Origin of the sequence: Pseudomonas sp. JL2 (genome assembly GCF_031570495.1) — a bacterium.
GTDB classification, from domain to species: domain Bacteria; phylum Pseudomonadota; class Gammaproteobacteria; order Pseudomonadales; family Pseudomonadaceae; genus Aquipseudomonas; species Aquipseudomonas rhizophila.
On sequence record NZ_JAKUDH010000013.1, the window covers coordinates 64,452 to 91,071 of the forward strand.

At 59.5% G+C, this 26,620-nt stretch carries 30 protein-coding genes, 1 tRNA gene and 1 pseudogene; 18 read left to right on the plus strand and 14 right to left on the minus strand.

The genetic code is table 11. From position 1 onward, the window contains the following. Position 1 precedes the first annotated feature (1 nt). From MKS85_RS17385 to MKS85_RS17395, 3 genes are all read right to left on the minus strand, one after another. Positions 2 to 460 (minus strand): tripartite tricarboxylate transporter TctB family protein, encoded by a 459-nt coding sequence (locus tag MKS85_RS17385; protein ID WP_047227980.1) that lies wholly within the window; start codon positions 458 to 460, stop codon positions 2 to 4. Positions 461 to 517: 57 nt separating this feature from the next. Then, positions 518 to 1,495 (minus strand): tripartite tricarboxylate transporter substrate binding protein, encoded by a 978-nt coding sequence (locus tag MKS85_RS17390; RefSeq protein WP_047227979.1) that lies wholly within the window; start codon positions 1,493 to 1,495, stop codon positions 518 to 520. Positions 1,496 to 1,586: 91 nt separating this feature from the next. Beyond that, positions 1,587 to 1,712: a hypothetical protein gene (locus MKS85_RS17395; protein WP_256676726.1), complete on the minus strand. Its 126-nt coding sequence runs from the start codon at positions 1,710 to 1,712 to the stop codon at positions 1,587 to 1,589. Between the two features lie 235 nt (positions 1,713 to 1,947). Between MKS85_RS17395 and MKS85_RS17400 the strand changes: the two genes are divergently transcribed. Further along, positions 1,948 to 2,619 carry a response regulator gene (locus MKS85_RS17400; RefSeq protein WP_047227978.1) on the plus strand — a complete coding sequence of 224 codons (672 nt, stop codon included), beginning with the start codon at positions 1,948 to 1,950 and terminating at the stop codon, positions 2,617 to 2,619. Continuing rightward, complete coding sequence (locus tag MKS85_RS17405; protein WP_047227977.1) at positions 2,612 to 4,003, plus strand: sensor histidine kinase; 1,392 nt, start codon at positions 2,612 to 2,614, stop codon at positions 4,001 to 4,003. Before MKS85_RS17400 ends, MKS85_RS17405 begins: the two co-directional genes overlap by 8 nt. 183 nt (positions 4,004 to 4,186) lie before the next feature. On the opposite strand, the gene MKS85_RS17410 is transcribed toward MKS85_RS17405, so the two are convergent. Then, the gene (locus MKS85_RS17410) at positions 4,187 to 5,008 is read right to left on the minus strand and encodes an HDOD domain-containing protein (RefSeq protein WP_047227976.1); all 822 of its coding nucleotides are present in this window, start codon (positions 5,006 to 5,008) and stop codon (positions 4,187 to 4,189) included. Positions 5,009 to 5,044: 36 nt separating this feature from the next. Next, positions 5,045 to 5,986, minus strand: coding sequence for a folate-binding protein YgfZ (locus MKS85_RS17415; protein ID WP_310663040.1), 942 nt, complete (start codon positions 5,984 to 5,986; stop codon positions 5,045 to 5,047). A gap of 149 nt (positions 5,987 to 6,135) precedes the next feature. On the opposite strand from MKS85_RS17415, the gene MKS85_RS17420 reads away from it, so the two are divergent. Together MKS85_RS17420 and MKS85_RS17425 are read left to right on the plus strand one after the other, a co-directional pair. Then, a complete protein-coding gene (locus tag MKS85_RS17420) occupies positions 6,136 to 6,390 on the plus strand; it encodes a succinate dehydrogenase assembly factor 2 (protein ID WP_007930227.1) in 255 nt (84 codons plus the stop codon). Then, positions 6,374 to 6,826 carry a protein YgfX gene (locus MKS85_RS17425; RefSeq protein WP_160891828.1) on the plus strand — a complete coding sequence of 151 codons (453 nt, stop codon included), beginning with the start codon at positions 6,374 to 6,376 and terminating at the stop codon, positions 6,824 to 6,826. The genes MKS85_RS17420 and MKS85_RS17425 overlap by 17 nt, the downstream gene beginning before the upstream one ends. Here MKS85_RS17425 and nadB read toward each other — a convergent pair. After that, positions 6,795 to 8,411 (minus strand): L-aspartate oxidase, encoded by a 1,617-nt coding sequence (nadB, locus tag MKS85_RS17430; RefSeq protein ID WP_047227973.1) that lies wholly within the window; start codon positions 8,409 to 8,411, stop codon positions 6,795 to 6,797. The two genes, MKS85_RS17425 and nadB, sit on opposite strands and share 32 nt — an antisense overlap. 555 nt (positions 8,412 to 8,966) lie before the next feature. On the opposite strand from nadB, the gene rpoE reads away from it, so the two are divergent. From rpoE to MKS85_RS17450, 4 genes are all read left to right on the plus strand, one after another. Further along, positions 8,967 to 9,548, plus strand: a complete 582-nt coding sequence (gene rpoE / locus MKS85_RS17435; protein WP_003172477.1) for an RNA polymerase sigma factor RpoE — start codon at positions 8,967 to 8,969, stop codon at positions 9,546 to 9,548. A gap of 30 nt (positions 9,549 to 9,578) precedes the next feature. Further along, positions 9,579 to 10,166 (plus strand): sigma-E factor negative regulatory protein, encoded by a 588-nt coding sequence (locus MKS85_RS17440; protein ID WP_047227972.1) that lies wholly within the window; start codon positions 9,579 to 9,581, stop codon positions 10,164 to 10,166. Between the two features lie 9 nt (positions 10,167 to 10,175). After that, a complete protein-coding gene (locus MKS85_RS17445) occupies positions 10,176 to 11,123 on the plus strand; it encodes a MucB/RseB C-terminal domain-containing protein (RefSeq protein WP_139050917.1) in 948 nt (315 codons plus the stop codon). A gap of 226 nt (positions 11,124 to 11,349) precedes the next feature. Beyond that, positions 11,350 to 12,777: a DegQ family serine endoprotease gene (locus MKS85_RS17450; RefSeq protein WP_047227970.1), complete on the plus strand. Its 1,428-nt coding sequence runs from the start codon at positions 11,350 to 11,352 to the stop codon at positions 12,775 to 12,777. Between the two features lie 63 nt (positions 12,778 to 12,840). Here MKS85_RS17450 and MKS85_RS17455 read toward each other — a convergent pair whose 3' ends face one another. Further along, positions 12,841 to 14,274 (minus strand): M48 family metalloprotease, encoded by a 1,434-nt coding sequence (locus MKS85_RS17455; protein ID WP_076385958.1) that lies wholly within the window; start codon positions 14,272 to 14,274, stop codon positions 12,841 to 12,843. Between the two features lie 98 nt (positions 14,275 to 14,372). Here MKS85_RS17455 and MKS85_RS17460 point away from each other — a divergent pair, with 98 nt between their 5' ends. Next, positions 14,373 to 14,612, plus strand: coding sequence for a sulfurtransferase TusA family protein (locus tag MKS85_RS17460; protein ID WP_047227968.1), 240 nt, complete (start codon positions 14,373 to 14,375; stop codon positions 14,610 to 14,612). A 29-nt stretch (positions 14,613 to 14,641) separates the two neighbouring features. Beyond that, positions 14,642 to 15,712: an AI-2E family transporter gene (locus MKS85_RS17465; RefSeq protein WP_139050916.1), complete on the plus strand. Its 1,071-nt coding sequence runs from the start codon at positions 14,642 to 14,644 to the stop codon at positions 15,710 to 15,712. A 135-nt stretch (positions 15,713 to 15,847) separates the two neighbouring features. On the opposite strand, the gene MKS85_RS17470 is transcribed toward MKS85_RS17465, so the two are convergent. Further along, the gene (locus tag MKS85_RS17470) at positions 15,848 to 16,321 is read right to left on the minus strand and encodes a peroxiredoxin (protein ID WP_139050915.1); all 474 of its coding nucleotides are present in this window, start codon (positions 16,319 to 16,321) and stop codon (positions 15,848 to 15,850) included. A 10-nt stretch (positions 16,322 to 16,331) separates the two neighbouring features. Continuing rightward, positions 16,332 to 16,892: a glycine cleavage system protein R gene (locus MKS85_RS17475; RefSeq protein ID WP_047227965.1), complete on the minus strand. Its 561-nt coding sequence runs from the start codon at positions 16,890 to 16,892 to the stop codon at positions 16,332 to 16,334. A 316-nt stretch (positions 16,893 to 17,208) separates the two neighbouring features. On the opposite strand from MKS85_RS17475, the gene dapA reads away from it, so the two are divergent. From dapA to MKS85_RS17500, 5 genes are all read left to right on the plus strand, one after another. After that, positions 17,209 to 18,087 (plus strand): 4-hydroxy-tetrahydrodipicolinate synthase, encoded by an 879-nt coding sequence (gene dapA / locus MKS85_RS17480; RefSeq protein WP_076385956.1) that lies wholly within the window; start codon positions 17,209 to 17,211, stop codon positions 18,085 to 18,087. 17 nt (positions 18,088 to 18,104) lie between these two features. Then, a complete protein-coding gene (gene bamC / locus MKS85_RS17485) occupies positions 18,105 to 19,220 on the plus strand; it encodes an outer membrane protein assembly factor BamC (protein ID WP_047227963.1) in 1,116 nt (371 codons plus the stop codon). Positions 19,221 to 19,224: 4 nt separating this feature from the next. Continuing rightward, the gene (locus tag MKS85_RS17490; RefSeq protein WP_188252100.1) at positions 19,225 to 19,983 is read left to right on the plus strand and encodes an MBL fold metallo-hydrolase; all 759 of its coding nucleotides are present in this window, start codon (positions 19,225 to 19,227) and stop codon (positions 19,981 to 19,983) included. 28 nt (positions 19,984 to 20,011) lie between these two features. Beyond that, positions 20,012 to 20,725 (plus strand): phosphoribosylaminoimidazolesuccinocarboxamide synthase, encoded by a 714-nt coding sequence (purC, locus tag MKS85_RS17495; RefSeq protein WP_025212375.1) that lies wholly within the window; start codon positions 20,012 to 20,014, stop codon positions 20,723 to 20,725. Positions 20,726 to 20,808: 83 nt separating this feature from the next. Then, positions 20,809 to 20,898, plus strand: a tRNA-Ser gene (locus MKS85_RS17500). A 172-nt stretch (positions 20,899 to 21,070) separates the two neighbouring features. Here MKS85_RS17500 and MKS85_RS17505 read toward each other — a convergent pair. Further along, a complete protein-coding gene (locus tag MKS85_RS17505) occupies positions 21,071 to 21,487 on the minus strand; it encodes a type II toxin-antitoxin system YafO family toxin (protein WP_047227961.1) in 417 nt (138 codons plus the stop codon). A gap of 286 nt (positions 21,488 to 21,773) precedes the next feature. After that, positions 21,774 to 22,040 (minus strand): hypothetical protein, encoded by a 267-nt coding sequence (locus MKS85_RS17510; RefSeq protein WP_047227960.1) that lies wholly within the window; start codon positions 22,038 to 22,040, stop codon positions 21,774 to 21,776. Between the two features lie 499 nt (positions 22,041 to 22,539). Between MKS85_RS17510 and MKS85_RS29000 the strand changes: the two are divergent. The 3 genes and pseudogenes from MKS85_RS29000 to MKS85_RS17520 form a co-directional block, all read left to right on the plus strand. Continuing rightward, positions 22,540 to 23,313: pseudogene (locus MKS85_RS29000) on the plus strand (MCP four helix bundle domain-containing protein); the annotation flags it as partial. 78 nt (positions 23,314 to 23,391) lie between these two features. Continuing rightward, the gene (locus MKS85_RS29005; protein ID WP_409078014.1) at positions 23,392 to 24,171 is read left to right on the plus strand and encodes a methyl-accepting chemotaxis protein; all 780 of its coding nucleotides are present in this window, start codon (positions 23,392 to 23,394) and stop codon (positions 24,169 to 24,171) included. An 11-nt stretch (positions 24,172 to 24,182) separates the two neighbouring features. Then, complete coding sequence (locus MKS85_RS17520) at positions 24,183 to 24,956, plus strand: phytanoyl-CoA dioxygenase family protein (protein ID WP_188252102.1); 774 nt, start codon at positions 24,183 to 24,185, stop codon at positions 24,954 to 24,956. Positions 24,957 to 24,988: 32 nt separating this feature from the next. Here the strand turns inward: MKS85_RS17520 and MKS85_RS17525 are convergent, their stop codons facing one another. The 3 genes from MKS85_RS17525 to MKS85_RS17535 all read right to left on the minus strand — a co-directional run bounded on the left by MKS85_RS17525 (position 24,989) and on the right by MKS85_RS17535 (position 26,605). Then, positions 24,989 to 25,360 (minus strand): cupin domain-containing protein, encoded by a 372-nt coding sequence (locus MKS85_RS17525; RefSeq protein WP_076385948.1) that lies wholly within the window; start codon positions 25,358 to 25,360, stop codon positions 24,989 to 24,991. Between the two features lie 102 nt (positions 25,361 to 25,462). After that, positions 25,463 to 26,269, minus strand: coding sequence for an AraC family transcriptional regulator (locus tag MKS85_RS17530; protein ID WP_139050912.1), 807 nt, complete (start codon positions 26,267 to 26,269; stop codon positions 25,463 to 25,465). A 144-nt stretch (positions 26,270 to 26,413) separates the two neighbouring features. Next, a complete protein-coding gene (locus MKS85_RS17535) occupies positions 26,414 to 26,605 on the minus strand; it encodes a DUF1508 domain-containing protein (protein ID WP_047227955.1) in 192 nt (63 codons plus the stop codon). Positions 26,606 to 26,620: the final 15 nt, after the last annotated feature.

Genomic DNA, 26,620 nt, shown 5'->3' on the forward strand with positions numbered 1-26,620 from the left:
ATCAATTCTCCAGGACGTCGAGCAGGCCCAGGGGCAGCGGCACGTCCATCAGCTTGTCGAACAACAGATAGAGACCGATGGCCATCAGGCTGATGATCACCACGCTCGGCACCCAACGACCGCCATACAGGCGCGCCATCGGAACCCCGACCAAAATGCTGGCGAGGATGAAACCCAGGGGTTCGAAGGTCCCGGCGAATATCAGCAGCAGCACTACGCAGATGCCGATTTTCTGCAGGGTCTCGCGATCCAGTTGCGGATCTTCGTCGCTGTGCACGATGGGCGTCGGACGAAACACCATATAAAGCAGGGCCAGGCTCAGCAGCCCGATCATCAGCAAGGGGAAGGCGCGCGGCCCGACCGGTTCATAGGAAAAGGCTGCCTGGTAGGGCCAGGCCATCAGCGCGAGGCCGACGCAAACCAGCAGCAGCACTGAAGCGAAAATACGTTGGATGAGCATGACTAACTCCTGGGCGGCGCCGCAGTGATGCAGGCGCCGCCGCGAGAACAGAGGCGATTACTGGACCAGGCCAAACTCTTTGGCCAGCATCTTGTAGTCGGCCACTTGCTTCTTCACGTAGGTGTCCAGTTCCGGACCGGTCATGGCGAACGGGAACAGTTCGCGCTGGTCACGCAGCTTGGCGAAGTCTTCGGAAGCCAGCAGCTTGTCGAATGCGTTTTTCCACCAGGCGTAGTCTTCATCGCTGACCTTCGGCCCGAGGTAGAAGCCACGAACCACTGGCCAGACGATCTCGTAGCCTTGTTCACGGGCGGTCGGGATGTCTTTCATTTCCGGCTCATCCAGGCGCTTCTCGGCGAACACCGCCAGCAGGCGCATGTCGCCACTCTGGATGTGTGGCATGGAGTCGGAGATGTCCGTACTGCCTACCTGAATATGGCCGCCCAGCAGTGCCGTTGCGATCTCGCCACCGCCTTCGAGCGCCACGTAGCGCAGTTTGCGCGGGTCGATACCGGCGGCCTTGGCGATCAGCGCGGTTTGCATCCAGTCCTGGCTGCCCACGGTGCCGCCGGAACCGATGACCACGGAACCTGGATCTTTCTTCAGTGCCTGTACCAGATCATCGAGGTTCTTGTAGGGCGAATCGCTCTTGACCGCGATGGCGCCATAGCTGGTGCCAACGGCTGCCAACCAGCGAACGGCGTTTTCGTCGAAACGCCCGAATTTGCCTTGGGCCAGGTTCAGCAGCGAGCCACTGGACCAGGCCACCAGCGTGCCGGCGTCGGCCGGGCGCTGCGCGACCACTGCGTTGTAGGCCACTGCACCGACGCCGCCGGGCATGTAGGTCACACGCATCGGTTTGGTCAGCAGTTTTTCGTTCACCAGGGCGCTTTGGGCCAATTTGCACGTCAGGTCAAAACCGCCGCCAGGCGCGGCCGGGGCGATGCATTCCGGACGCTTGGGTTCGGCGAGCAACTGCCCGGCGAACATCAGGCAACCAGCGGCCAGGGCTACTTTACGCAGTGATAGGTTCATTTTTGTCTCCACAGGAGTTGTTGTTGTGTGTTGCACATTTGCCGTTGTCGGACCCTTCGGGAATCGACAGCGGGCCATCAGGAGCGATAGGTCACGTGGCGTAGACGCACAGAGACGACGGTGCAAGACCGGCGAAAGCGGCGGCGCAAGTGAAGGCGATCTGGTTGAGGCGGGAAGGGCGAGCAGGCGTCGGGGCCTGGGGCTGTATGGACAGCATGGTGAATACTCCGCTCTATTGTTCTTATTTGGCGAAAACGCTTCGGGGCGTTTTTCGTTCGCGAGGTGCCTCGCGACCGGCAGTCGAAACTTGCCGTTGGAGGACTGTAACCGGCCAACCTTTCGCTAACCTTTCAAAAGCTTTCACGATGTTTTTGGCTTCACAGAGGTGGATGCGGCTGTAAACTCCGCGCCACAGAATGGTGCCGACCATCCCTGAATCGAGGTGAAATCCAATGCGTGTCCTGCTCGTCGAAGACCATCTCCAGCTGGCCGAAAGTGTAGCCCAGGCGCTCAAGAGCACCGGTTTGACCGTGGATGTGCTGCACGACGGGGTGGCGGCCGACCTGGCTTTGAGCAGCGAGGAGTACGCGGTCGCGATTCTTGATGTAGGGCTGCCACGCATGGACGGTTTCGAGGTGCTGGCCCGGCTGCGGGCCCGCGGCAAGACCTTGCCGGTGTTGATGCTGACTGCCCGTAGCGACGTCAAGGACCGGGTCCATGGTCTGAACCTGGGCGCTGACGATTACCTGGCCAAGCCGTTCGAGCTCACGGAGCTGGAGGCTCGGGTCAAGGCACTGTTGCGCCGTAGCGTATTGGGGGGCGAACGCCAGCAGCGCTGTGGTGGGTTGATTTATGACCTGGACACCCGCCGCTTCACCCTCGACGACGAATTGCTGACCCTGACTTCCCGCGAACAGGCCGTGCTGGAGGCGTTGATCGCCCGGCCAGGGCGGGTGATGAGCAAGGAGCAGCTTGCGGCCCAGGTGTTCGGCCTGGACGAAGAGGCCAGCCCCGATGCCATCGAAATCTACGTCCACCGCCTGCGCAAGAAACTCGACGGCCATGCCGTGGCGATCGTGACATTCCGTGGCCTCGGCTACCTGCTGGAAACCCGCGATGCATAAGCCCGACAGTTTACGTTGGCGACTGCTCTGGAACCTGGCACTGCTGTTGGTGGTACTGATGCTCGCCAGTGGCCTGAGTGCCTATTGGAACGGTCGCGAAGCCGCGGACACGGCCTACGACCGCACGCTGCTGGCCTCGGCCCGGACCATCGCCGCCGGCCTGTCGCAACGCGACGGCAGCCTCAGCGCGGATGTGCCTTACGTGGCCCTGGATACCTTTGCCTACGACAGCGCCGGGCGTATTTACTACCAGGTCAATGACATCCACCAAAAGCTGATTTCCGGCTACGAAAACCTCCCAGGTCCCCCGCCCGGTACGCCGCGTACCGACGATTACCCGGCCCTGGCGCGCTTTTATAACGCCAGCTATCAGGGGCAGGATGTGCGGGTGGTGAGCCTGCTCAAGGCGGTGAGTGAACCGAACATGAACGGCATGGCGGAGATTCGCGTGGCGGAAACCGAAGAGGCGCGGATCAGCATGGCCCGCGGCTTGATGGCCGACACACTGTTGCGCCTGGGTATGCTGGCGGTGGGCGCGCTTCTGATGGTGTGGTTCGCCGTCAGTGCCGCCTTGCGCCCCCTGGAGCGCTTGCGCACGGCGGTGGAGGAGCGTCAGCCGGATGATTTGCGGCCATTGCCCCTGGTGGAGGTCCAGCATGAACTCTGGCCACTGGTGCGGGCCCTCAACCATTTCACCGAGCGTCTTCGCGGGCAATTCGAGCGCCAGGCGCAATTCATCGCCGACGCCGCCCATGAACTGCGCACGCCTTTGGCTGCGCTGAAGGCCCGGCTTGAGCTGGGGCTACGCGCCAGCGAGCCGGCAATCTGGCGTGAAACCCTGGAAACCGCGGCCCAAGGCACGGATCGGTTGACCCATCTGGCGAATCAGTTGCTGTCCCTGGCGCGTGTCGAAAATGGTGCCCGGGCCATCGCCGAGGGCGGCGCGCAGTTGCTTGATCTCAGCCAATTGGCACGGGAGCTGGGTATGGCCATGGCCCCGTTGGCCCATGCCCGTGGCGTGGCGTTGGCTTTGGAAGCCGACGAACCGGTATGGCTGCGAGGTGAGCCGACCTTGTTGAACGAGTTGTTGAGCAACCTGGTGGACAACGCCCTGGCCCATACCCCATCGGGCGGCAATGTGATTCTGCGGGTCACAGCGCCTGCGGTGCTTGAGGTCGAGGACGACGGGCCGGGCATCCCGCCGCATGAGCGAGACCGCGTGTTCGAGCGCTTCTATCGACGCAATCAGCAAGTGGCCGGTTCGGGTCTGGGGTTGGCGATCGTCGGTGAAATCTGCCGTGCGCACCTGGCGCAAATCACGCTGCATGATGGGCAGGAGGGTGGTTTGAAAGTTAGGGTGAGCTTTATCCCCGGTTCCGATTGAACCCGAGCCAAGCCCTATTGTGGCGAGGGGATTTATCCCCGCTGGGCTGCGAAGCAGCCCCAAACTGGCGATTTAGGTGTATCAGACAGAACGCCAGGGGCCGCTTCGCGCCTCAGCGGGGATAAATCCCCTCGCCACAGGTTCAGTGCCTGAGCTCAAGTTCGGGGGCTTGAGCCTGGTTGCTTAATAAAACATCGACCGCGCTTCTTCGATCTCCGCGCACCGGGCTTTGTTTTCCGGGTCGATGCCCAGCTTATTGAAGGCCGGTACCCCGAAGGCATCGATCCTGCCCAGAGGGTGGTCGGAGTCCTTGTAGCAATACAACGCAGCAACCTGCACCAGGTCGACGTAATCGAGTTGCTTCGAATCTCGGGTGAAGTCCAGATACAGCCCCGGCAGCTTCACCAGTCTTTCTGGAAACTCCCAAACACTGAGCAACTTGTCTCCCAGCACCGGGTGAATCGTCTCGATGACGTGATTGAGACTGACCGGGTCAGACAGCAATTCATTGTTGTCTTCGGCGTAGGTGAGAATCGGCAGTACGCCGATCTGATGCACCAGCCCACCCAGCGCGGCCTGATCGGGTTTGAGTTGCGTATAGATCCGGCACAACGCATAGCAGACACCGGCGATTTCCAGGCTTTTACGCCAGACTTCGCGCATCTTCTGTTCCACCACTTCGGAACGGGCATGGAAAATCTGCTCCATGACCAGGCCGATGGCCAGGTTGCTGCTGTAGTTGACTCCCAGCCGGGTGATGGCTGTGTGCAGGTCAGTGACTTCCTGGGTCGCACGCAGCAGTGGGCTGTTGACCACTTTTATCAGGCGCGCCGAAAGCGCCGTGTCACGACCAATCACCTTGCTCAGGTTGCTGACGCTGATTTCCGGGTCTTCGGCGGCCCGGCGAATCTGCAGGGCCACTTCCGGTAATGTTGGCAGAACCAGGTCATCGTTATCGATGGCCTCCACCAAATCCCGTTGGACCTTATCCGCCAAATCGCTCATTTCGTTTCTCTAGGGTATTACGACAAAATGCTGCGATCAGCGCTGGATTTCGCGGTCGCGGTCCAGTTCGTAAGGCAGGTCGAGCAATTGCAGGCCCGGGCCTTCCAGCGCGCCGAGGTGCAAATTGTCATCTTCTGCAGCTTCGGCCTGTACCACTGCCAGCAGTTCAATGTTTCGTTCGGCGTGAGCGGCCATCACCACTTCACCGATAGAACTGCCGTGCGTGGGTGAAAATAAGGGAGTGCCAGGCTCGGGCAGTTCACCGGCATCCATTTGCAGCCGATACAGGCGCCGCTTGAGTTTGCCCAGGTACTGCATGCGGGCGACGATTTCCTGGCCGGTGTAGCAACCTTTCTTGAAGCTGACGCCGCCGACGGCTTGCAGATTGAGCATCTGCGGAATGAACAGTTCGCGGGTAGCCGGCATGACCTGGCCGATCCCGGCGCGGATCTGACCCAGCAGCCACTGGTTCAGCTCGCCCTCGGTCAACTGTTCGCGCAGCCGGGCTGACAGCGGGTCGGCCTGTTCGGCGGGCGCCCAAAGTTCGGCGCGGTTCGGAGAGACGCGAATGGCGATCAGGCCATCATGACGAACGACGCTGTCGGTCTCGGCCGGCAGCTCAAGGCCCAAGGCTGCGAGCGCCGTGTCGGCGTTCTCCAGGCCGAAGCGAGCCCAGGCGGTGCTTTCATCGGTCAGTCTGGATTTGGAGAACACGGCATACTTTTTCAGGTCCGCCAGTTGCGGTTCGAGCAATTCGCTGGCCATTGCCATCAGTACACCATCGCCTTCGAGCAGGATGCGGAAACTCGATTGCATCCGGCCCTTCTGGGTGCAGCGGGCACCGAGGCTGGCCCGGCTTTCGCTCAGGTAGTTGAGGTTGCAGGTCAATTGGCCTTGCAGGAATTTGCCAGCGTCCACGCCGCGGACCGCGAGAACGCCTTCGTGGGACAGGGTGCAGAAAAAAGCGGAATCAGCCATGGGTCATCGCAGGGTAAAAAGTCTGGTGGACATCATAAGGGGGCGCCCTTGAAATGGGTAGTTCACAAAGGATCGGTGGTGCCCGACCCGAGCCGTCTGTTCCATCGCGGCGGGGCCTGTATACTTGCGCTCTATTTGAGGAGCGCTCCATGGTCGAAGATGTTGAACTGAATCGCCTTTACTGGCACAGCCGCCGCGGCATGCTTGAGCTTGACGTGTTGCTGGTGCCGTTCGTGAAAGAAGTTTATCCCCACCTTAACGACGTCGACCGTGCGTGCTACGTGCGTCTGCTCGAGTGCGAGGATCAGGACATGTTCGGCTGGTTCATGGAACGCAGCGAATCCGAAGACCCGGAGCTGCAGCGCATGGTTCGGATGATTCTGGACCGTGTCCAGCCCAAGTAATCGCTTTGAATGCCGCTGGCAGGCTTCCGGGCAACTGCTGGCGGCCTATCTCCTGGCCCAGGCCTTTGCCTTGGGTTCGTTGTTGCTGTTGTCCGTCCCGTTCTGGTTAATCAGCCTCGGCGTGCTGCTGTGCCTGGCCCATGGTGCCTGGACGCTACCGCGGCATCTATTGTTGACCCACCATCAGGCTTTTTGCCGGTTGCGTCGTGACGCCGATGGCTGGCAGCTGTGGAACAGGGCATCTGGCTGGCAGGCGGTGCAATTGCGCCCTGACAGCCTGGCGTTGCCGATGATTATCGTGCTGCGTTTTCGCCTGCGGGGGGAGTGGCGGGTCCGCTCGCTGTGTGTGCCCCGCGATGCGCTGGCGCCGGATCTGCATCGGCGCCTGCGGGTTCGGCTCAAGTTCAGCCGGCGTAGGTGGGCGGCACCAGGATAGTGTCCAACGCTTCGGGCAGCAGGCCCGGGTAGTCGAGCGTGTAGTGCAGCCCGCGGCTTTCCTTGCGTTCCATGGCTGAACGAATCATCAGTTCAGCGACCTGGGCCAGGTTGCGCAACTCGATCAGGTCGCGGCTGACCTTGTAGTTGCTGTAGAACTCATCGATTTCATCCAGCAACAGCCGCACCCGATGCTGCGCCCTCTGCAGGCGTTTGTTGGTGCGCACGATGCCAACGTAGTCCCACATGAAGCGCCGCAGTTCGTCCCAGTTGTGAGCGATGATCACATCTTCGTCTGAGTCGGTGACTTGGCTGGCGTCCCACGAGGGCAGGGCGGATGGGGCGGCGATCTGCGGCAATTGCTCAAGAATGTCCGCTGCCGCCGAGCGGGCGTAGACGAAACATTCCAGCAACGAGTTGCTGGCCATGCGGTTGGCGCCGTGCAGGCCGGTGAAGCTGGTTTCGCCAATGGCATACAGGCCCGGTACGTCAGTGCGCCCCTGTTGGTCGACCATCACCCCGCCGCAGGTGTAATGCGCCGCTGGCACCACCGGAATCGGTTGCTTGGTGATGTCGATGGAAAACTCCAGGCAACGCTCGTACACCGTGGGGAAATGGCTCTTGATGAATGCTTCGGGCTTGTGGCTGATGTCCAGGTAGACGCAGTCGATGCCCAGGCGCTTCATTTCGTGGTCGATGGCCCGGGCGACGATATCCCGGGGCGCCAGTTCGGCGCGGGAATCGAAGCGCTGCATGAAACGCTCGCCGTTAGGAAGTTTCAGGTGAGCACCTTCGCCGCGCAGGGCCTCGGTGATCAGGAAACTCTTGGCCAGCGGGTGGTAGAGGCATGTGGGGTGGAACTGATTGAATTCCAGGTTCGCCACCCGGCAGCCTGAACGCCAGGCCATGGCAATGCCGTCCCCGCATGCGCCGTCGGGGTTGCTGGTGTAAAGGTAGACTTTCGCGGCACCGCCGGAGGCCAGGATCACGAAGCGGGCGCCGTAGGTGTCGACCTCCCCGGTGCCACGGTTGAGCACGTAGGCACCCAGGCACCGATCACCGTCTAGGCCCAAGCGTTTTTCGGTAATCAGATCGACCGCGACGCGTTGCTCCAGAAGCTCGATATTGGGCCGCTGGCGGGCTTGGGCCAGCAACGTCTTGAAAATCGCCGCACCGGTGGCGTCGGCAGCGTGAATGATGCGCCGATGGCTGTGACCGCCCTCGCGGGTCAGGTGAAACTCGAAACCACCGTCTTCGGTACCGGATTGCTCGTCACGCGTGAAGGGGACGCCCTGGTCGATCAGCCACTGTATGGCTTCCCTGCTGTGCTCGACGGTGAAACGCACGGCTTCTGGATTGCACAGGCCGCCCCCGGCATTGAGGGTGTCATCGACATGCGATTCAATAGTGTCGGTGTCATCCAGCACGGCCGCGACGCCACCCTGGGCCCAGAATGTCGAACCGTTGGCCAGGTCGCCTTTGCTCAGTACTGCGATGCGCAGATGCTCAGGCAGTGTCAACGCCAGGCTCAATCCGGCGGCGCCGCTGCCGATTACCAGAACATCGTGTTGGAACTGTTGGCTCATTCGAAAGGTTTCCGCTCAAAACGACCCGGGTCGGGGTTGGCGCAAGACATCCGTTTCAATGGGGTCAGGCAGCCATGCAGCCCACTAGTATATAGAGAGGGGGATCGGCACAATAGCGGCGTATTCATGGCAATGTGAAACCAGAATGACACAACCGTGACGCTTCGTCGGATCACGATTTTGGTGGATGGGCGACAAGGCGACCGTTTCGAGGATGAAAGGCTGTTTATCTCGTCAGGGTTGCTCGATGTTCCACACACAAGGCTATAAATAGTTGGAACTTTTGCCGAGCGACTGGGTTCAATAGACGGTTGTCTGCAAAAGGGAACAGCGTCGGGTTGGTGCAAGATTAGGATTTGAATCTTTGCCGACAGGCCCGGCGACAGATTATTCGCGCAGCCGGGGAATCTCGTGCTGCGTTTTTCGTGCGTGCCGGATCAGAGCGCGCCGGAAACTTGCTTGGAGGGGAGAACTTTTGCGAAAAGCCCGAGTCTATGGTTGCAAGCCCGGTCGATTAGTAATGCAAGCCTCCTTCGAGCTTATCGAGGAGTGTTCATGCTAACCCAGGAAGAGGATCAGCAACTGGTCGAGCGCGTTCAACGCGGCGACAAGCGAGCTTTCGATCTGCTAGTGCTGAAATACCAGCACAAAATTCTCGGGTTGATCGTGCGTTTTGTGCACGACACCCATGAAGCCCAGGATGTTGCTCAGGAAGCCTTCATCAAGGCTTACCGTGCGCTTGGTAATTTTCGCGGAGATAGCGCGTTTTACACGTGGCTTTACCGCATCGCCATTAACACGGCGAAAAACTATCTGGTTTCACGCGGCCGCCGGCCGCCGGATAGCGATGTGAGTTCTGAAGATGCAGAGTTCTATGATGGCGATCACGGCCTCAAGGATCTTGAATCACCGGAACGAGCGTTGCTGCGGGATGAGATCGAAGGCACTGTCCATCGGACCATCCAGCAACTGCCCGAAGATTTGCGTACGGCTCTAACTTTACGTGAATTCGACGGTCTGAGTTACGAGGACATTGCCAGCGTCATGCAGTGTCCGGTGGGTACCGTGCGCTCCCGGATTTTCCGCGCTCGGGAGGCCATCGATAAAGCCCTGCAACCTTTGTTGCAGGAAAACTGAGACAGCGGCGACAGCCAAGAGAGGAACGCCATGAGTCGTGAAGCCCTGCAGGAATCGCTGTCCGCAGTGATGGATAACGAAGCGGACGAATTGGAATTGCGTCGGGTACTCAATGCCTTCGACGATGTTGAAACCCGTGAGACCTGGGCTCGTTACCAGATCGCCCGGGCTGTCATGCACAAGGACCTGCTGCTTCCGCGTCTGGACATCGCTGCGGCTGTATCTGCTGCTCTGGCTGATGAAGCTGTTCCGGCCAAAGCCTCCCGCAGCCCTTGGCGCAGCCTGGGTCGTCTTGCGGTTGCCGCTTCGGTTACGGTGGCCGTGCTGGCCGGGGTTCGCCTCTACAACCAGGATGAGATCGCCGGTGTGCAAATGGCCCAGCAGTCCAATCAGCCTGGCTTGGCCGCTCCACAGGTCAAGGGCCCGGCAGTGTTGGCCGGTTATAGCGAAAGCTCGGAAGTCGCCGGTCCAATGGCCAACGGTGTGCTGCAAGGCCAACCAGGCTGGCATGATCAGCGTCTGCCCAACTACCTGCGTCAGCATGCCCAGGAAGCAGCCCTGAAAGGTACTGAAAGCGCGCTGCCTTACGCCCGTGCAGCCAGTCTGGAAAACCGCTAAGGAGGACCATTGCGCGCCATACCTCTATTTTCGCTTCTGTTGGGTGGCTGGTGCGTTATCCCAGCCTATGCCGGTGAAGCTCAGGACTGGCTTAATCGTCTGAGTCAGGCCGAGCAACAGCAAAGCTTCCAGGGCACTTTCGTTTACGAGCGTAACGGTAGTTTTTCTACCCATAACATCTGGCATCGTGTCCAGGATGGCAAAGTCCGCGAGCGGTTACTCCAGCTCGATGGGTCGGCACAGGAAGTCCTGCGCATTGATGGACGTACTCAATGCGTAAGCGGCTCCTTGATCGCTGGGGTGGGGAATACGCCTGAAGGCACGGCACGTGCGCTCGATCCGCAAAAACTCAAGAATTGGTATGATCTTGCCGTCATTGGCAAGTCGCGCGTGGCCGGGCGCCCTGCGGTGATTGTGGCGCTGACGCCCAAGGACCAGCATCGTTATGGTTTCGAACTGCATCTGGACCGAGAGACCGGCCTGCCGCTCAAGTCTCTGTTGCTCAATGACAAGGGCCAGCTGCTCGAGCGTTTCCAGTTCACACGTTTGAATATCACGGCACCGTCCGACGCTGATCTGCAAGCCACTGCCGAATGCAAGGTAGTAGCGCAGACCCCAGCTAAAAGTGCCATGGCGAAAACTGCATGGCGTTCGGACTGGCTTCCACCGGGCTTCGAACTGACCAGCAGTGCGCTGAGAAAGGATCCGGAAACCAACGTTCAGGTCAATAGCCTGATGTACGATGATGGCTTGGCTCGTTTCTCGGTGTTTCTGGAACCGTTGAACGGCGCGACCGTCACCGACACGCGTACGCAGCTCGGCCCGACAGCAGCTGTTTCGCGTCGACTCACGACGCCCCAGGGCGAAATGATGGTCACGGTGGTCGGCGAAATTCCCATCGGCACAGCGGAACGGATCGCGCTCTCCATGCGTTCCGATGCCACGGCGACTCAATAGCTGCCAGGGTGGTTCGATTGGGCAAGAGGCTTACAGCGTCGGGACTTGATCGAAATGCCGAAACTTTCTGTCAGTATTTTCATTTGCAAAACTTCAATTTTTTTTCTATAGGTCAGAGCCGCTCGGCTCTGGCCTTGCCTGTTTGCGGAACAAAAATACCGGCGTATCTTCCTCTGGTATTTCTTGCTCCATATCGCTTAACCACGCTCGTCGTAACGGGAGCCGTATGTCGATACCACGCTTGAAAACCTATCTTTCCATCTTTGCCACTGTGCTTGTGCTCGGTCAGGCCGTTCCCGCTATGGCGGTCGAATTGCCTGACTTCACTGAGCTGGTCGAGCAAGCCTCGCCTGCGGTGGTGAACATCAGTACCACCCAGAAATTGCCGGAACGCCGGGTGATGGATCAGCAGATGCCGGACCTGGAAGGTTTGCCGCCGATGTTGCGCGAGTTCTTCGAGCGCGGGATGCCGCAACCGCGTTCGCCCGGCGGTGGCCGTCAGCGTGAAGCGCAGTCCCTGGGCTCGGGTTTCATTATTTCGCCCGACGGTTACATCCTGACCAATAACCACGTGATTGCCGATGCCGACGAGATCCTGGTGCGCCTGGCAGACCGCAGTGAGCTCAAGGCCAAGCTGATCGGCACTGACCCGCGTTCTGACGTGGCGTTGCTGAAGATCGAAGGGAAAGATCTGCCCGTGCTCAAGCTGGGCAAATCCCAGAACCTGAAAGCCGGCCAGTGGGTCGTGGCCATCGGTTCGCCGTTTGGCTTCGACCATACCGTAACCCAGGGCATCGTCAGCGCCATCGGTCGCAGCCTGCCAAACGAAAACTACGTGCCGTTCATCCAGACCGACGTGCCGATCAACCCAGGCAACTCCGGTGGGCCGTTGTTCAACCTCGACGGTGAAGTCGTGGGGATCAACTCCCAGATATATACCCGTTCGGGCGGCTTCATGGGCGTGTCCTTCGCGATTCCGATCGACGTCGCCATGGACGTGTCCAATCAGCTGAAAACCGAAGGCAAGGTCAGCCGCGGCTGGTTGGGCGTGGTCATTCAGGAAGTGAACAAGGACCTGGCCGAGTCGTTCGGCCTGGAGAAACCAGCCGGTGCGCTGGTGGCGCAGATTCAGGAGGGTGGTCCGGCTGCCAAGGGTGGCCTGCAAGTGGGCGACGTGATCCTGAGCATGAATGGCCAGCCGATCGTCATGTCCGCTGACTTGCCCCATCTGGTAGGTGCCCTCAAGGCCGGTTCCAAGGCTAATCTGGAAGTGATTCGCGAAGGCAAGCGCACAAACGTCGAATTGACCGTCGGCGCCATCCCTGAGGAAGGCAAGGAGCTGGACTCGCTGGCCAAGTCCGGCGTGGAACGTAGCAGCAATCGTCTGGGCGTGGCTGTGGCGGAGCTTACGCCAGAGCAAAAACGGACCCTGGAGCTGCAAGGTGGTGTAGTGATCAAGGAGGTGCAGGAGGGGCCTGCGGCCATGATCGGCCTGCAACCAGGCGACATCATCACTCACCTGAACAACCAGGCAATCGGTTCGGCCAAGGAGTTCACCGACATCGCCAAGGCGTTGCCGAAGAATCGTTCAGTCTCGATGCGGGTTCTGCGTCAGGGCCGTGCGAGTTTCATTACCTTCAAGCTGGCCGAGTGATCGCTTAGCTGTCCCCAAAAAAAACCGCCTCGAAAGAGGCGGTTTTTTTGTGTCCGAAAAGACTCAGCCCATCATGTCCTTGACCATGCGCTCCTGCTCCATGAGCTCGCGCTGCCTGGCGTCGATGCGTGACGACAGCGGGAAATTGCTGCCCGCGCGCCGTTTGGCGAAGTCCAGTTGCTGGATGGCCTGGCGGTAGTCGCCCACCAGGGCGAAGTATTCGGCGCGGGCCTGGTGCAGGCCGATGATGTTGCCCGACAGTCCGCGGGTCTCTGCCACCATGTACCAGACATCCGGATCGTCCGGACGAGTCTTGAGCAGGTTCTCCAGAGCCTTCTCGGCGTCGGCGGGGCGGTTCTGCTTGAGCAGCAAGTCGACGCGCACCTGATTCAGCGGATAGTTGCCCGGGTACTGGGTCAGCATCCGGTCGACGCGAGCCTGAGCGTCTGGCAGCTTGTTGCTGGTGATATCCAGATCGACCTGGGCCAGGTTATAGATGATCTCGTTGGGCGATTTGGCCAGGAGCTGCTTGAGGTTTTCCCGGGCCTCATTCAGCTGGCCACCCTTGATCTGCGCGATCGCCAAGCCATAGCGGGCCACGTCGTTCTTCGGATTTTCATCCAGTTGCGCCCGGAAGCGCTTGGCGCCCAGCCCCGGAGTTTCTTCGTAGATCAACTTGACCCGTGCGCGAATCAACTGATAACGCATGCTGTCCTCGATGCCACCTGGCCTTGCCTGTTCGGCGCGGTTGCGGGTGTCGGCGATTCGGGATTCAGTCACCGGGTGAGTCAGCAGGAATTCAGGGGGCCTGGCGTCGAAACGGTACTGGCGCATCAGCCGTTCGAACATGGTCGGCATGGACCGCGGATCATAGCCGGCCTTTTCCAGGTTCTGGATGCCGATGCGGTCGGCTTCCTGTTCGTTCTGGCGAGAGAAACGTCGTTGTTCCTGGATGGCTGCTGCCTGGGTGCCGGCAATGGCCGCGATCCCGGCGTCACCCCCACCGGCGGCGGCGATCACAATGCCGGCCAGCAGAGCTGCCATCATCGGCACCTGCATGCGTTGTTGAGCTTCGACGCCCCGGGCAAAGTGGCGTTGTGACAAGTGCGCCAGTTCGTGGGCCATGACCGAGGCGTATTCACCTTCGGTCTGCGCATTGAGGAACAGTCCACCGTTGACCCCGACGATTCCGCCTGGTGCGGCGAAAGCGTTGAGCTGCGGGCTGTTGATCAGGATGAACTCCAGGCGTCGGTCGTTGACCTGGCTGGTCTCCACCAGTTTGTAAACGCTGGACTCGACGTAGTCCTTGAGCTGTGGATCGTTGAGCTGTGAGACCTGACTGCGCAGCAAGGCCAGCCAGGCGCGACCCAACTGGTGCTCCTGTTGCGGCGAGACGATGGCAGAACTGGCGTCGCCAAGTGACGGCAGGTCGTCGGCGAAGCCCGGTGAGGCAAGCAGGCAAGCGAGCGTCAGCAGGGTGGGGCGCAGAAATGTCATGCACGAAGCCTTAGTCGACAAAGACCCTACTGTAGCCGGACACCAGGCCCGGGACCAGATATTCTAAGTCGCTCAACGACCTGCTGCGGAGTGAACCGATGACCGATGCTGTAGCCCCCGATGCCGAACTGGACGCCAGCGGCCTGAATTGTCCGTTACCACTGCTCAAGGCCAAGCTGGAACTCAATCGCCTGGCCAGCGGCGCCGTGCTCAAGGTGACCGCAACGGATGCGGGCTCCCAGCGCGATTTTCGCACCTTTGCCCGACTGGCCGGTCATACGCTGCTGCGTGAAGAAGACGACAACGGCGTCTACCGTTATTGGCTGAAGAAAGCCTGAAAATCAACAGCGGCCCTTAAGGATTTTTAATGTTCAAAGTGTTACGCGACTGGATCCAGCGCTACTTCTCCGACGAAGAGGCGGTGGTGCTGGCAGTGTTGCTGTTCCTGGCCTTCACGGCAGTCCTCACGCTGGGCGGCATGCTCGCGCCGGTGCTGGCAGGGATGGTGCTGGCGTACCTGATGCAGGGGCTGGTCATGACACTGGAACGGATGCGGCTGCCTGGCGCCATGGCGGTAGGGCTGGTGTTCGCCCTGTTCATGGGGTTGTTGGTGGTGTTCGTCGTCGTGATCATGCCGCTGCTCTGGCATCAGTTGGTGACCTTGTTCAATGAATTGCCCGGGATGCTCGTCAAATGGCAGTCGCTGTTGTTGCTGTTGCCGGAGCGCTATCCGCATCTGGTGTCCGATGAACAGGTACTGCAGGCCATAGAGGTGGTGCGCGGCCAGATCGGCAAGTTCGGCCAGTGGGCGCTGACGTTTTCTTTGTCCAGCCTGCCGCTTCTGGTGAACATCATGATCTACCTGGTGCTGGTGCCGATCCTGGTGTTTTTCTTTCTCAAGGATCGGGAAATGATCGGGCGCTGGGTCCGTGGCTATCTGCCTCGCGAGCGGGCGCTGATCACCCGGGTGGCCCAGGAAATGAATCGCCAGATCGCCAACTACATTCGCGGAAAAGTCATCGAGATTTTCATCTGCGGCGGCGTGACCTACATCGGCTTCGTGGCCCTGGGGCTCAATTACGCGGCATTGCTGGCGCTGCTGGTGGGCATTTCGGTGGTGGTGCCGTATGTCGGGACCGTGGTGGTGACCGTGCCCGTGGCGTTGATCGCGCTGTTCCAATGGGGATGGAGCGATCAGTTCATTTATCTGATGGCCGTCTACGGGATCATCCAGGCGCTTGATGGCAACGTGCTGGTGCCGCTGCTGTTCTCCGAGGCGGTGAACCTGCATCCGGTGGTGATCATCTGCGCGGTATTGCTGTTTGGCGGGCTGTGGGGGTTTTGGGGCGTGTTCTTTGCCATTCCCCTGGCAACACTGTTCAAGGCTGTGCTGGATGCGTGGCCGAGCCGTGAGCCGGTGGTGGCGCCGTTGCTGTAGCAGCCGCTACTTATCCGGTGAGGCGGGTGGCCTCATCGCGAGCAGGCTCGCTCCCACAGGGGATTTGTTAACGCCGAAAATCCAGTGTGGGAGCGAGCCTGCTCGCGATAGCGCCAGAACAGGTAACAAAAAACTTCAGGCCTGATTCAGAGCCTGCGCCGCCGCCAACACCGCATCCACATGCCCCGGCACCTTCACGCCGCGCCATTCCTGGCGTAGCACGCCATCCTTGTCGATCAGGAACGTGCTGCGATCAACGCCCAGGTATTCCTTGCCGTAGAGTTTTTTCAACTTGATCACGTCGAACAGCTGGCAGACGGCCTCGTCCTTGTCGCTGATCAGCTCGAACGGAAACTCCTGCTTGCACTTGAAGTTCTCGTGGGACTTGAGGCTATCGCGCGATACGCCGAACACTTCGGTGTTGGCAGCCTGGAACTGGGCGTACTGGTCACGAAAACCCTGGCCTTCGGTGGTGCACCCCGGGGTGCTGTCCTTGGGATAGAAGTAAATCACCACCTGCTTGCCTTTAAGGGCCGCGAGGCTGACGGTGTGCCCGCTGGTGGCGGGCGCCTGGAAATCGGTAACCGGTTGGTCGATGGCAACGGCCATGAACGCTTCCTTACATTGGGTTTTGGGGGCGCCACGGTTCGATCAGGGCATCGAGGTTCATCGCGTCGGCGAAATCCAGGAACTGATCGCGCAGCCAACTGATCTGGGTGCCGGCCGGCAGTGTCACGGTGAACGTGGCATTGAGCATGGTGCCGCCTGTCTGCGGGGCCTGGTAGGTGTCGCAGGTCAGGTTTTCCAGCTCGACATGGTGGTCCATGAAGAACTGGCACAGCTCGTTGATGATGTCCGGGCGATAGGCCGAACTCACATACGCCACGTAGGGCAGGGCCTGGGGGCGGTTCTCCAGGGCGGCGCTGCGCACCACGTTGACGGTGAAGGCGTGTTTCTTGGCCAGCACCGGCAGGCTCGCTTCCAGGCGGGCCAGGGCGTCCCAGCTGCCGGAAATCTCAAGCACGAGCGCACTGCATTCGCCATGACGGGTCAAGCGTGAAGTTACGACGGCGCAGCGATTTTCATGGCTGGCGCGGCACAGGACGTTAGTCAGCTCCATGGGGTTGGCGCCAAGGGCACTGATAACAAGGAATTGTTCGCGGACTGTGGGGGTGGACATGCAGCATTCCTAAAGCGATGAGCGGTCGGCACCTTTGCAGCTCGGCACGGCGACAGACCGGGATAAACGAACGACTCAAGCCCTGTGCCTGGGGTTGCGCTGCATTCCGGGACGGCGGGAATGCGGCAGGACAAACGCAGGAATGGGGCTTGTGGCGACGAATAACGGAGGCTGGGAACCGGCGTATGAGCTTATCGGTACCGATCAAAGCCTGAAGGGTAGCGAAAACCATCGCCAAGGGGAATGGTAGTTCGCTTGTACAAGCATCTTGGCGCCAGTACCATTACCGCTCTCTTTTTCCGGCAGGAGCGGTTTCATGATTGCGGGCAGTATGGTGGCACTGGTCACACCCATGGATGCACAAGGGCGTCTTGACTGGGCCAGCCTCAGCAAACTCGTGGACTTCCACCTTGAAAACGGCACCCATGCCATTGTCGCCGTCGGTACCACTGGCGAATCGGCAACCCTCGATGTCAACGAGCACATCGAAGTCATCCGTGCCGTGGTCAAGCAGGTCGCTGGCCAGATTCCTGTTATCGCCGGTACCGGCGCCAACTCGACCCGCGAAGCCGTCGAGCTGACCCGCAACGCCAAGGAAGCCGGTGCCGACGCGTGCCTGCTGGTCGTGCCGTACTACAACAAGCCAACCCAGGAAGGCTTGTACCAGCACTTCAAGCACATTGCCGAAGCGGTCGACATCCCGCAGATCCTCTACAACGTTCCCGGCCGCACTTCCTGCGACATGCAGGCCGAGACCGTGATTCGCCTCTCCACCGTGCCGAACATCATCGGTATCAAGGAAGCCACCGGCGACCTGGACCGCGCCAAGGCCATCCTCGCTGGCGTGAGTGATGACTTCATCGTGCTGTCCGGCGATGATCCGACCGCGGTCGAGCTGATCCTGCTGGGTGGCAAGGGCAATATCTCCGTCACCGCCAACGTCGCTCCGCGCGAAATGGCCGACCTGTGCGAGGCTGCGCTCAAGGGCGACGCCGAGACCGCGCGGGCAATCAACGAAAAACTGATGCCGTTGCACAAGGATCTGTTCATCGAAGCCAACCCGATTCCGGTGAAGTGGGCTTTGGTTGAAATGGGCCTGATGCATCAAGGCATCCGCCTGCCGCTCACCTGGCTGAGCGAAGCCTGTCACGAACCGCTTCGGCAGGCCATGCGCCAGTCAGGCGTCCTGGTTTAATTGAGGAAGTACAACGCATGAAGCGAATGGCCGGACTTTCCGCACTTGCCTTGATTATCTCCAGCACCAGTGGCTGCGGATGGGTCTGGGGCCCGGAAGGTTACTTCCGCGACCGTGGTAGCGATTACCTGGAAGCGCAACAGACTGCACCGATGCAACTGCCTCCCGATGTGAATGTCGCCAAACGTCTGGATCCGCTGTTGCCGATCCCGCGTAATGTGGCCGACGACAGCGTCAAGGGCGAATACATCGTCCCCCGTCCACAGCCGCTCTCGGCCATGGCCGATGCCAGCGACTACACCCTGCAGAAGAGTGGCGATTCAAGCTGGGTCATGGCCCAGCATCCACCGGCCGAAGTCTGGCCCGTGGCGATCCAGTTCTTCCAGGACAACGGTTTCCGCCTGGATGAGCAGCGCCCGCAAACGGGCGAATTCACCACGACCTGGCAACGTGCCGATGAGCTGTCCGCCGCCATGGCCAAGCGCCTGAGCGCCGCCGGTGTCGGTGCCGACAGCGAAAGCCGCGTGCGGGTTCGCATCGAGCCGGGCGTGCAGCGCAACACCAGTGAAATCTATGTGGTCAGCGCCGAACGTCCTGCCGGCAGCACCGCCGATGTGGCCTTCACCAACCGTTCAGTCAACACCGGCCTGGACGCTGCGCTGGTGGACGACATGCTCGCCAGCATGAGCCGTACCGCAGAACAGGGCGGTTCGGTTTCGATGCTTGCATCCCGGGACTTCGACGTCCCGAGCCGCGTCAGCTTGAGCGAAGACGGCAGCGGCAACCCGGTGCTCAACGTCGGCTCCGACCTGGATCGCGCCTGGTCGAGCGTAGGTCGTGCGCTGGAACAAGGTGAGTGGCGGGTTGAAGACATCAACCGCAGCCTGGGCCTGTACTACATCAACCTCGCCGAAAAGGCCGAGAAGAAAGATGAGAAGCCTGGCTTCTTCAGCGGTCTGTTCGGCAGCGCGCCGGACAAGGAAGAAATTGAAGCCCGTGCCGAGCGTTATCAGGTTCGCCTGAGCAAGGTGGGTGACAACGTTCAGGTGACCGTCGAGAAAAACATCAACACCGTGGCGCCGGCCGATGTGGCCCGCAAGGTATTGAGCGTGATTCAGGACAACCTGGGCTGATCCGATGCGTTTTGCCGTTCTCGGCAGCGGTAGCCAAGGGAACGGCACGCTGATAGCCAGCGCCGGCACGTATGTGCTGGTCGATTGTGGTTTCTCTTTGCGAGAAACCGAGAAACGCCTGTTGCGGCTGGGTGTGCACCCGGCGCAATTGAGCGCGATACTCGTAACCCACGAACATGCCGACCACGTGCATGGCGTGGGTTTGCTGTCTCGGCGCTACAATCTGCCGGTGTACCTGAGCCGTGGAACACTGGAGGGGCTGCGTAAGCCCATCGAACCTGCTGGCTTCGTCGCCGGTGGCGAGCAACTGCGCATTGGTGCTCTGGAAGTCAGTGTGGTCAGCGTGGCGCACGACGCCCGGGAGCCAACGCAGTATGTGTTCAGCGACGGTGAGCGGCGCTTTGGGTTGCTGACCGACCTGGGTTCGTATTGCGACAGGGTGATGGACAGCTACCGGGATCTCGATGCATTGATGATCGAGTCCAACCATTGCCGTGACATGCTGGCGCGCGGGTACTACCCGTACTTTCTCAAGCAGCGGGTAGGCGGGGAACACGGACATTTGAACAACCACCAGGCGGCGTTCCTGGTGGCCGAGTTGGGCTGGCAAGGCCTGCAACACCTGGTCCTGGCCCATCTGAGCAGCAAGAACAACCTGCCGCAGCTGGCCCGGCAATGTTTCGTCGACACCCTAGGGTGCGACCCGGACTGGCTGCAACTGGCCGATCAAGATTCAGGGCTCAACTGGCGACATATCGCCTAGCCCATCTACTTAGCAAGCGGAGCCCATCATGGAAAAACGTGAAGAACTCTACCGCGGCAAAGCCAAATCGGTTTACAAGACCGACGACGCAGACCGCTTGATCCTGCTGTTTCGCAACGACACCTCGGCGTTCGACGGCAAGCGCATCGAACAGCTGGACCGCAAAGGCATGGTGAACAACAAGTTCAACGCCTTCATCATGCAGAAGCTCGAAGCCGCTGGCGTGCCGACTCAGTTCGACAAGTTGCTGGGCGACAACGAATGCCTGGTCAAGAAGCTGGACATGATCCCGGTCGAATGCGTCGTGCGTAACTACGCCGCCGGCAGCCTGGTCAAGCGCCTGGGCGTGGAAGAGGGCATGAAGCTCAACCCATACACCTTCGAGCTGTTCCTGAAGGACGACGCCAAGGGCGACCCGTTCATCAATGAATCCCACGTTGTGGCGTTCGGTTGGGGCACCGCCGAGCAACTGGCGCGCATGAAGGAGTTGTCCCTCAAGGTCAACGAGGTGCTGACCAAGCTGTTCGACGACGCCGGTCTGCTGCTGGTGGACTTCAAGCTTGAATTCGGTGTGTTCAGCGATGGCTCCATCGTCCTGGGTGACGAATTCAGCCCGGACGGCTGCCGCCTCTGGGACAAGGACACCAAGAAGAAGATGGACAAGGACCGCTTCCGCCAGGGTCTGGGTGATGTCATCGAAGCCTACGAAGAAGTTGCCCAGCGTCTGGGCGTGCCGCTGTAATCGACGCAAGCATCTGATAGCACGGAAAAAATTTCGCCCGGGGGTTCGCTTCCGGCGAATGTGCTGGTATGATGCGCGCCACTGGAGAGATGCCGGAGTGGCCGAACGGGACGGATTCGAAATCCGTTGTACTGGCGACAGTACCTAGGGTTCAAATCCCTATCTCTCCGCCATTATTGAATACGACTAAGCCCCTGAAATGGTTGAACATTTCAGGGGCTTTTTCGTTTCTGGGGTAGGGCATTTTTAGGGCCAAAAGGCTCGCTATGATGTCGTCCGATGCTAAAGGTCCGAGGGCTGGTCAAATACTCATGGTGAGCCATTTTTGATTAGAGCTATGCGGCGTCACTCATCTAGGTCGGGAAAAATGATTTTTCCTACGATCCAAGGTTCCACAATGTCGCTATGAACCGTACGTAAAAACGATCCCCATTCCTTCCGATTGTGAGCATCTGGTCCAATGATCGTCAGCATTAGGTACGCATCTTTGAAATCATCATAGGCATAGATAAGCCAGAAGTCGTTGTCAGGGTCTTCTGTTAGGGCTGTGCGGTAGTACTGGCGGCCGATTTGAGTCCAACGAGCTTGTGTTTCTGCAGTGCTCGCCAAATGGATGTGACACATATCGCTCAGATCGAGCTGTTCATCTCTGCCAAAGATAGCCGGAAGCTCGCCGCACACCTTGTAGTTATAAAAGTGTGCGGCAATATTTTTCCAGTTCTGTGTTTGTTCAAAAAGTGCGGAAATTTTAACGGCTGGCATCCACGCCTACTTTGTAATAGGAAGCTTGCCAGTGATTACAAAATTATCGAACACTTTCTGACCATCACGTGCAGCTTGTCGAACGTCAAGAAATGTCAGCTCTTCGTGAGTGACTTTTCTGCGCGCTTTCTCGACTTTTTTTGTGGTATCCATCGGAGCCTCCGAGGTGTGTGTATTCATGCTGATCAGCTTATGTGATTAATCGAGTCCGGGCAAACCGGAGGGTTTCAGTGTCATCGAACCATGCTCGTTTCGACGAAATGGGCCCCGTCAGGGGCCCTTTGAACTAGGCCGGCTCTGCATCCAATCGTCGGGCTATGACATCGAGCACGTCACAGCCATCTCTCAAGGGGATACAGCACAGCTGTGCAAAGTCCTGAAGGATTACCGAGTCGCTGGGAATGTCCCCGCGCATTGCGAGGTTCTCTAAAAGCTGGGTAACTGCGCGAATTCTATAGCCCGCCGTGTCAAGCAGTATGTGCAAAGGCGCAGAGGTATCGACGAAGAGGGGTTGATCGTCGGCATTACTGGTAAGAGCCATGTATCTATTCATTTTTTAAATTCCATTTGATTTAGGACCTTCTTAATCGTCGCCAAACGAATAAGGTGGTAGCTGTACGCGGGTTGGCGAACCGGACAAATAGAAAAACCGGCAGATCCGAAGATCTCCCACGCACAGCTACCGAAAAGCAGCATATTGCGCACGGTAGCGTTCCGCAATCCGCGAGAGGTTCCTGCATATTTGTCATGGGTCGCCAAACCCAAGCCGCTCCTACGAACGACGCTTGGACTATAGGGCCCTTCTGTAGAAATCATCAATCAGATGATGCGTAAGAAGATTCCCTGAATTATGTGGCCGGGAAATGTCAGAAAAGTCCCCGCAGCAATTGCGTCTCCCCACCTTTTTCGATCCCGGCCAACCCCCTCCACGACCTGCATAACCACAGTGTCTTCCAGGCCGAAAGCTTTGTGTCAATCAGACTAATGGTCTATAGCTCAAGGCATGCCTGCCGATAAGAAGGCTAACCCCCATAGAAGGAGTGCCCCCCATGATGCGGTTCTTTGCCGACCTGGGCTTTCGCTGGAAAATTACCCTGCCGATTGCTTTTCTGGCGCTGTTGTTGGTGTTGATGGGGTGGTCAGGCATGCGAGGCATCGACCAGGTGACGGCGTCCAGCACACAGCTGACCAAGCGTTACTTGCCGGCCATCAGCTTGCTGCTCAATGCCGATCGCGATCTTTACCAGGCTTTTGTTGCCGAGCGTAGTCTGCTCGATGGTCATGCGGACGAGCATCTGACAGCGCTGAGCGCCAGTCATGAGGAGAATGCGAAGCAGGCTTATGATCGCGTGCAGCAATATGCCGCGATGCAGCCCGGTGCCGAGGCGCTGGCGTTGGTCAGTCAGTTCAATGACGCTTTTGTAAAGTGGAAGCAGGTTTCGAGGCGCGTAATGGAGCTGTCCGTGGGGGATATGGAGGCGGCCAGCAAACTGAGTTTTGGTGACGGCGAACGCCTGTTCGAGGCCATGCGTGATCCCATCGACAAACTTGGCGAGCTGGAAGACCAGGCGTCCCACCGCGAGGGAGACGCGGCGATAGAAAATGGCGAGGAAGTGGGGGTGCATCAGGGCGGCATTCTGTTGATCGGTCTGCTTGGCTGCATTCTGGTCGTTGTTGCCTTGCCAATGGTCGTGCTGCGTCCTATGCGTCGTTTGCTCAGCCGCGTCGAGCAGATTGCAGAGGGTGGCGGTGATTTGAAGGCGCGTCTTGAGGTTCGTTCGGCTGACGAGCTGGGCCAGCTCGGCAGCGCATTCAACCGCTTTCTCGACAAACTGCAGCCGCTGATCGCCGAGGTGGGCCGGGTGACCGGAGAGGTCGATGCCGCGGCACGCGCCATGGCCAGCATGGCTGCGACCAATGACCAATTGATCAGCAGCGAGCATGCGGCACTCGATCAGGTCAGCACCGCCGCGACCCAGATGAGCGCCGCCGTGCATGAAGTCGCCCACAACGCGCTGAATGCCTCGGATGCTGCACAACAGGCCACCAGTCAGTCCCGTGATGGTGCCGACGTTGTCAGCAGCACCATCGAATCGATCCGCCAACTGGCCCAGGAAGTGGAAAGCGCGTCGGGAACCATCGAGGCCTTGGCCCAGGAAACCTCCAGTATCGGCGCGGTCCTCGAGGTGATCCGTGGCATCGCTGAACAGACCAATCTGCTTGCACTGAACGCCGCCATCGAGGCTGCGCGAGCCGGCGAGCAAGGCCGCGGTTTTGCGGTCGTGGCTGACGAAGTCAGGGCGCTGGCGGCGCGGACCCAGGACTCGACCAAGGATATCCAGGTTCGTATCGAGCGCTTGCAGTCGGGTGTCGCCAAGGCCGTGCAAGCAATGCACGTTGGTAGCACCAAGGCCCGTGACAGCGTCGAGCGGGCGGCGAGTGTCGATCAGGTGCTCAGCGGCACGGGCGGTTCCATACAGCGGATCAACGATATGGCCGCGCAGATCGCCAACGCTTGCGAAGAGCAGAGCAGTGTCACTGAGGAAATCGCCCGCAACATCTCCGACATCCGCGACCTGTCCAACGAGGCGGCGCAGAACTCTGCCCAGAGCATGCATGCCAGCCAGCAGCTTTCCGGGCTGTCGAGGACATTGGCGGATTTGATCGGCCGTTTTCGCACCTGAGTCCAGGCGCGATGGTGGCCACCCTCCCATCCTTGGCGGCGCTCACCAGCGAGCGCTTGCGAGCCCTGCATCAGGACGGTTTCGTCCTGATGCCTGCGGTGTTGAGCGTCGCGCAAATCACCGAGCTGCGCCTTGCAATCGATCGCCTCAAGCCTCAGCACTGGGACTACAGCGGCGTGATCGATCACTACAAATGCGTGTTCAATCGCGATCCGTTCTGGTTGCCGTTTCTCGATATGGAAGGGGTGATCGAGCTGGCCGAGGCGGCTCTGGGGGATGATTGCCACATCATTGGGCAGACCGCCTGGCGGTGCCATCCCGGTTTTGTCGGCGCCCCGTTGCACCTGGATTACCTGGCAATGGCATTGCCACCTCAGCTTCTGGCCGATCCAGCTTTCGAGTTGCCGATGCAGATTTTCACCGCACAGTTTTACCTCGACGACATCAATGCCGAACTGAGCCCCACCTGCGTCATTCCCGGCAGTCATCGGGCGGGGCGGGCGCCCGTGGCGGGCGAAACGCAATGGCAAGGGCGCGTCGCGCAACCGGTATTGTGCCGGGCGGGGGATGTGCTGGTGCTGCGTAGCGAGTTGTGGCATGCCGGCAGCGAGAACCGCAGCGTCGATCGTTCACGTTATATGCTGCAGGTTCACTATGGCCGGCGGATGATCGCGCAGAAGTTCTCGCCTTATCTGTACTGGCAATTCAACCCTGCTGTGCTGGCCGCCGCGACACCTCGCCAACGGCGCCTGTTGGGCGATCACCAGGAGGCTGAGTACGATTGACCTCCTGGCATCGGTTACGTCACGGGGCGACGTCAGATCCAGACATCATTGACCGCTGTTCGCTCATTGGTTTCATCGCCCGTGTTAATGACACCGCGAGGTTCGATCAACAGCAATTTCACTTCCAGTGCGGCGCTGGGCTTGTGCTCAACACCTTTTTTCACCACGTACATCTCGCCTGGGCCAATCGTCACCGCGCCGTCCCGAAAATCAATGCGAAGCTCGCCTTCCAGCACGATGAAGGTTTCATCGGTATCGGCGTGGGTATGCCAGACGAAGTCACCTTCGAGCCGGACGATCTTGAACTGGTAGTCGTTCATTTCGGCCACGACTTTCGGGGCCCACTGTTCCTGGAAGAGTGTGTATTTCTGAGCGAAATTGATGGGGGAGTAGTGAGTGCTCATGGGGAATGCTCGTCTTGTGAAGGGGGTGAGCGCGACCTTACTGCCTGAGCCTGAGCAGGTATTGGATGATTGTGCAGCTTTTGTGGGGGCTGGCGCCCGACGTCAGCGCAGCATTTTCAGCCAGCGTGCTGGTGAAATGCCGAAAGCCTGGGTATGTAGCCGGGTCATGTGGCTCTGATCGAAAAAACCGCACGCCAGGGCCGCTTCACTTAATGGCATGCCCTGGATAACCAGAAGACGGGCTTTATTCAGGCGTCGCTGGTTGATATACCGATAGGGGCTGGTGCCGTACAGCGCTCGAAAGTCCCGGGACAGGCTCCATCGATCCCGGCCACTGGCTTGGACCAGATCATCCAGACTGATGGGCTGGTCAAGGGCATCATGAATGAACAGTCGTGCGCGCTCTGCCGCCGAGTAGTCGATCAATCGCCGCCCACGCCGGTTACCCGCTGCGCTGTCCAGTGCCTGGGCCACATCGTAGATGCCGTCCTCCTCTTCCAGCGGATCGAGTGGATGATCCATGCAGCGCAACAATCTGCGCGTAGCCACATTGAGGTGAGGATCGTTCGACAAACCTCCTTCGATGAAGGGCAAGGGTTTGCCGCCCAGCACTTGCTGGATCACGGAGGGCTCTACATAGAACATCCGGTAGCGAAAGCCGTCGCTCGTGCCTGCTTCGCCATCGTGAACTTCGTCCGGGTGCAGGACGATGGTTCCGCCGGGCTGGCTATGGCGTTTTCTATGGCGGTAGTTGAAGCTCTGAACACCGCAAAGCGTGACGCCGATGGCGTAGGTGTCATGCCGGTGGGTGGTGTAACCATGGCCACTGAAATAGGCTTCGATGCGTTCCATTTTCCGCGATTCAGGAGCCCGCACCAGCCAGTCGCGATCACGATTTGATTGAGTCATTTAGACCGGCCTCTCGCTTTTGTCTGCACACGATACCTGCCTGATATGCCTTGGCGCAGTAAAAAGCGAGACCCGGATTCTTCAGGACGCAGAAAGCTGCTCGTTACGCAGGGCGGCTTACTGGTCGTACAGTGCGTCGCTGTTTCAGATTTCTTTCACGGGTGTCTCACCCTGGGCACTCTTGATCAGCCCGATGACGTGAAGGCAGTCAGCCTTGTTCACATAGGATTCGCCGCTGGCGATCGTTTCGTGGTTGCCGGCTCTCAAGCGCCACCGCCATTGGCCTTTTCCAGTGCTCTGGGTGCCTCGGGTCTGCCTGTAGATCTCAAAATACATCGGTTCGCTCCCTGC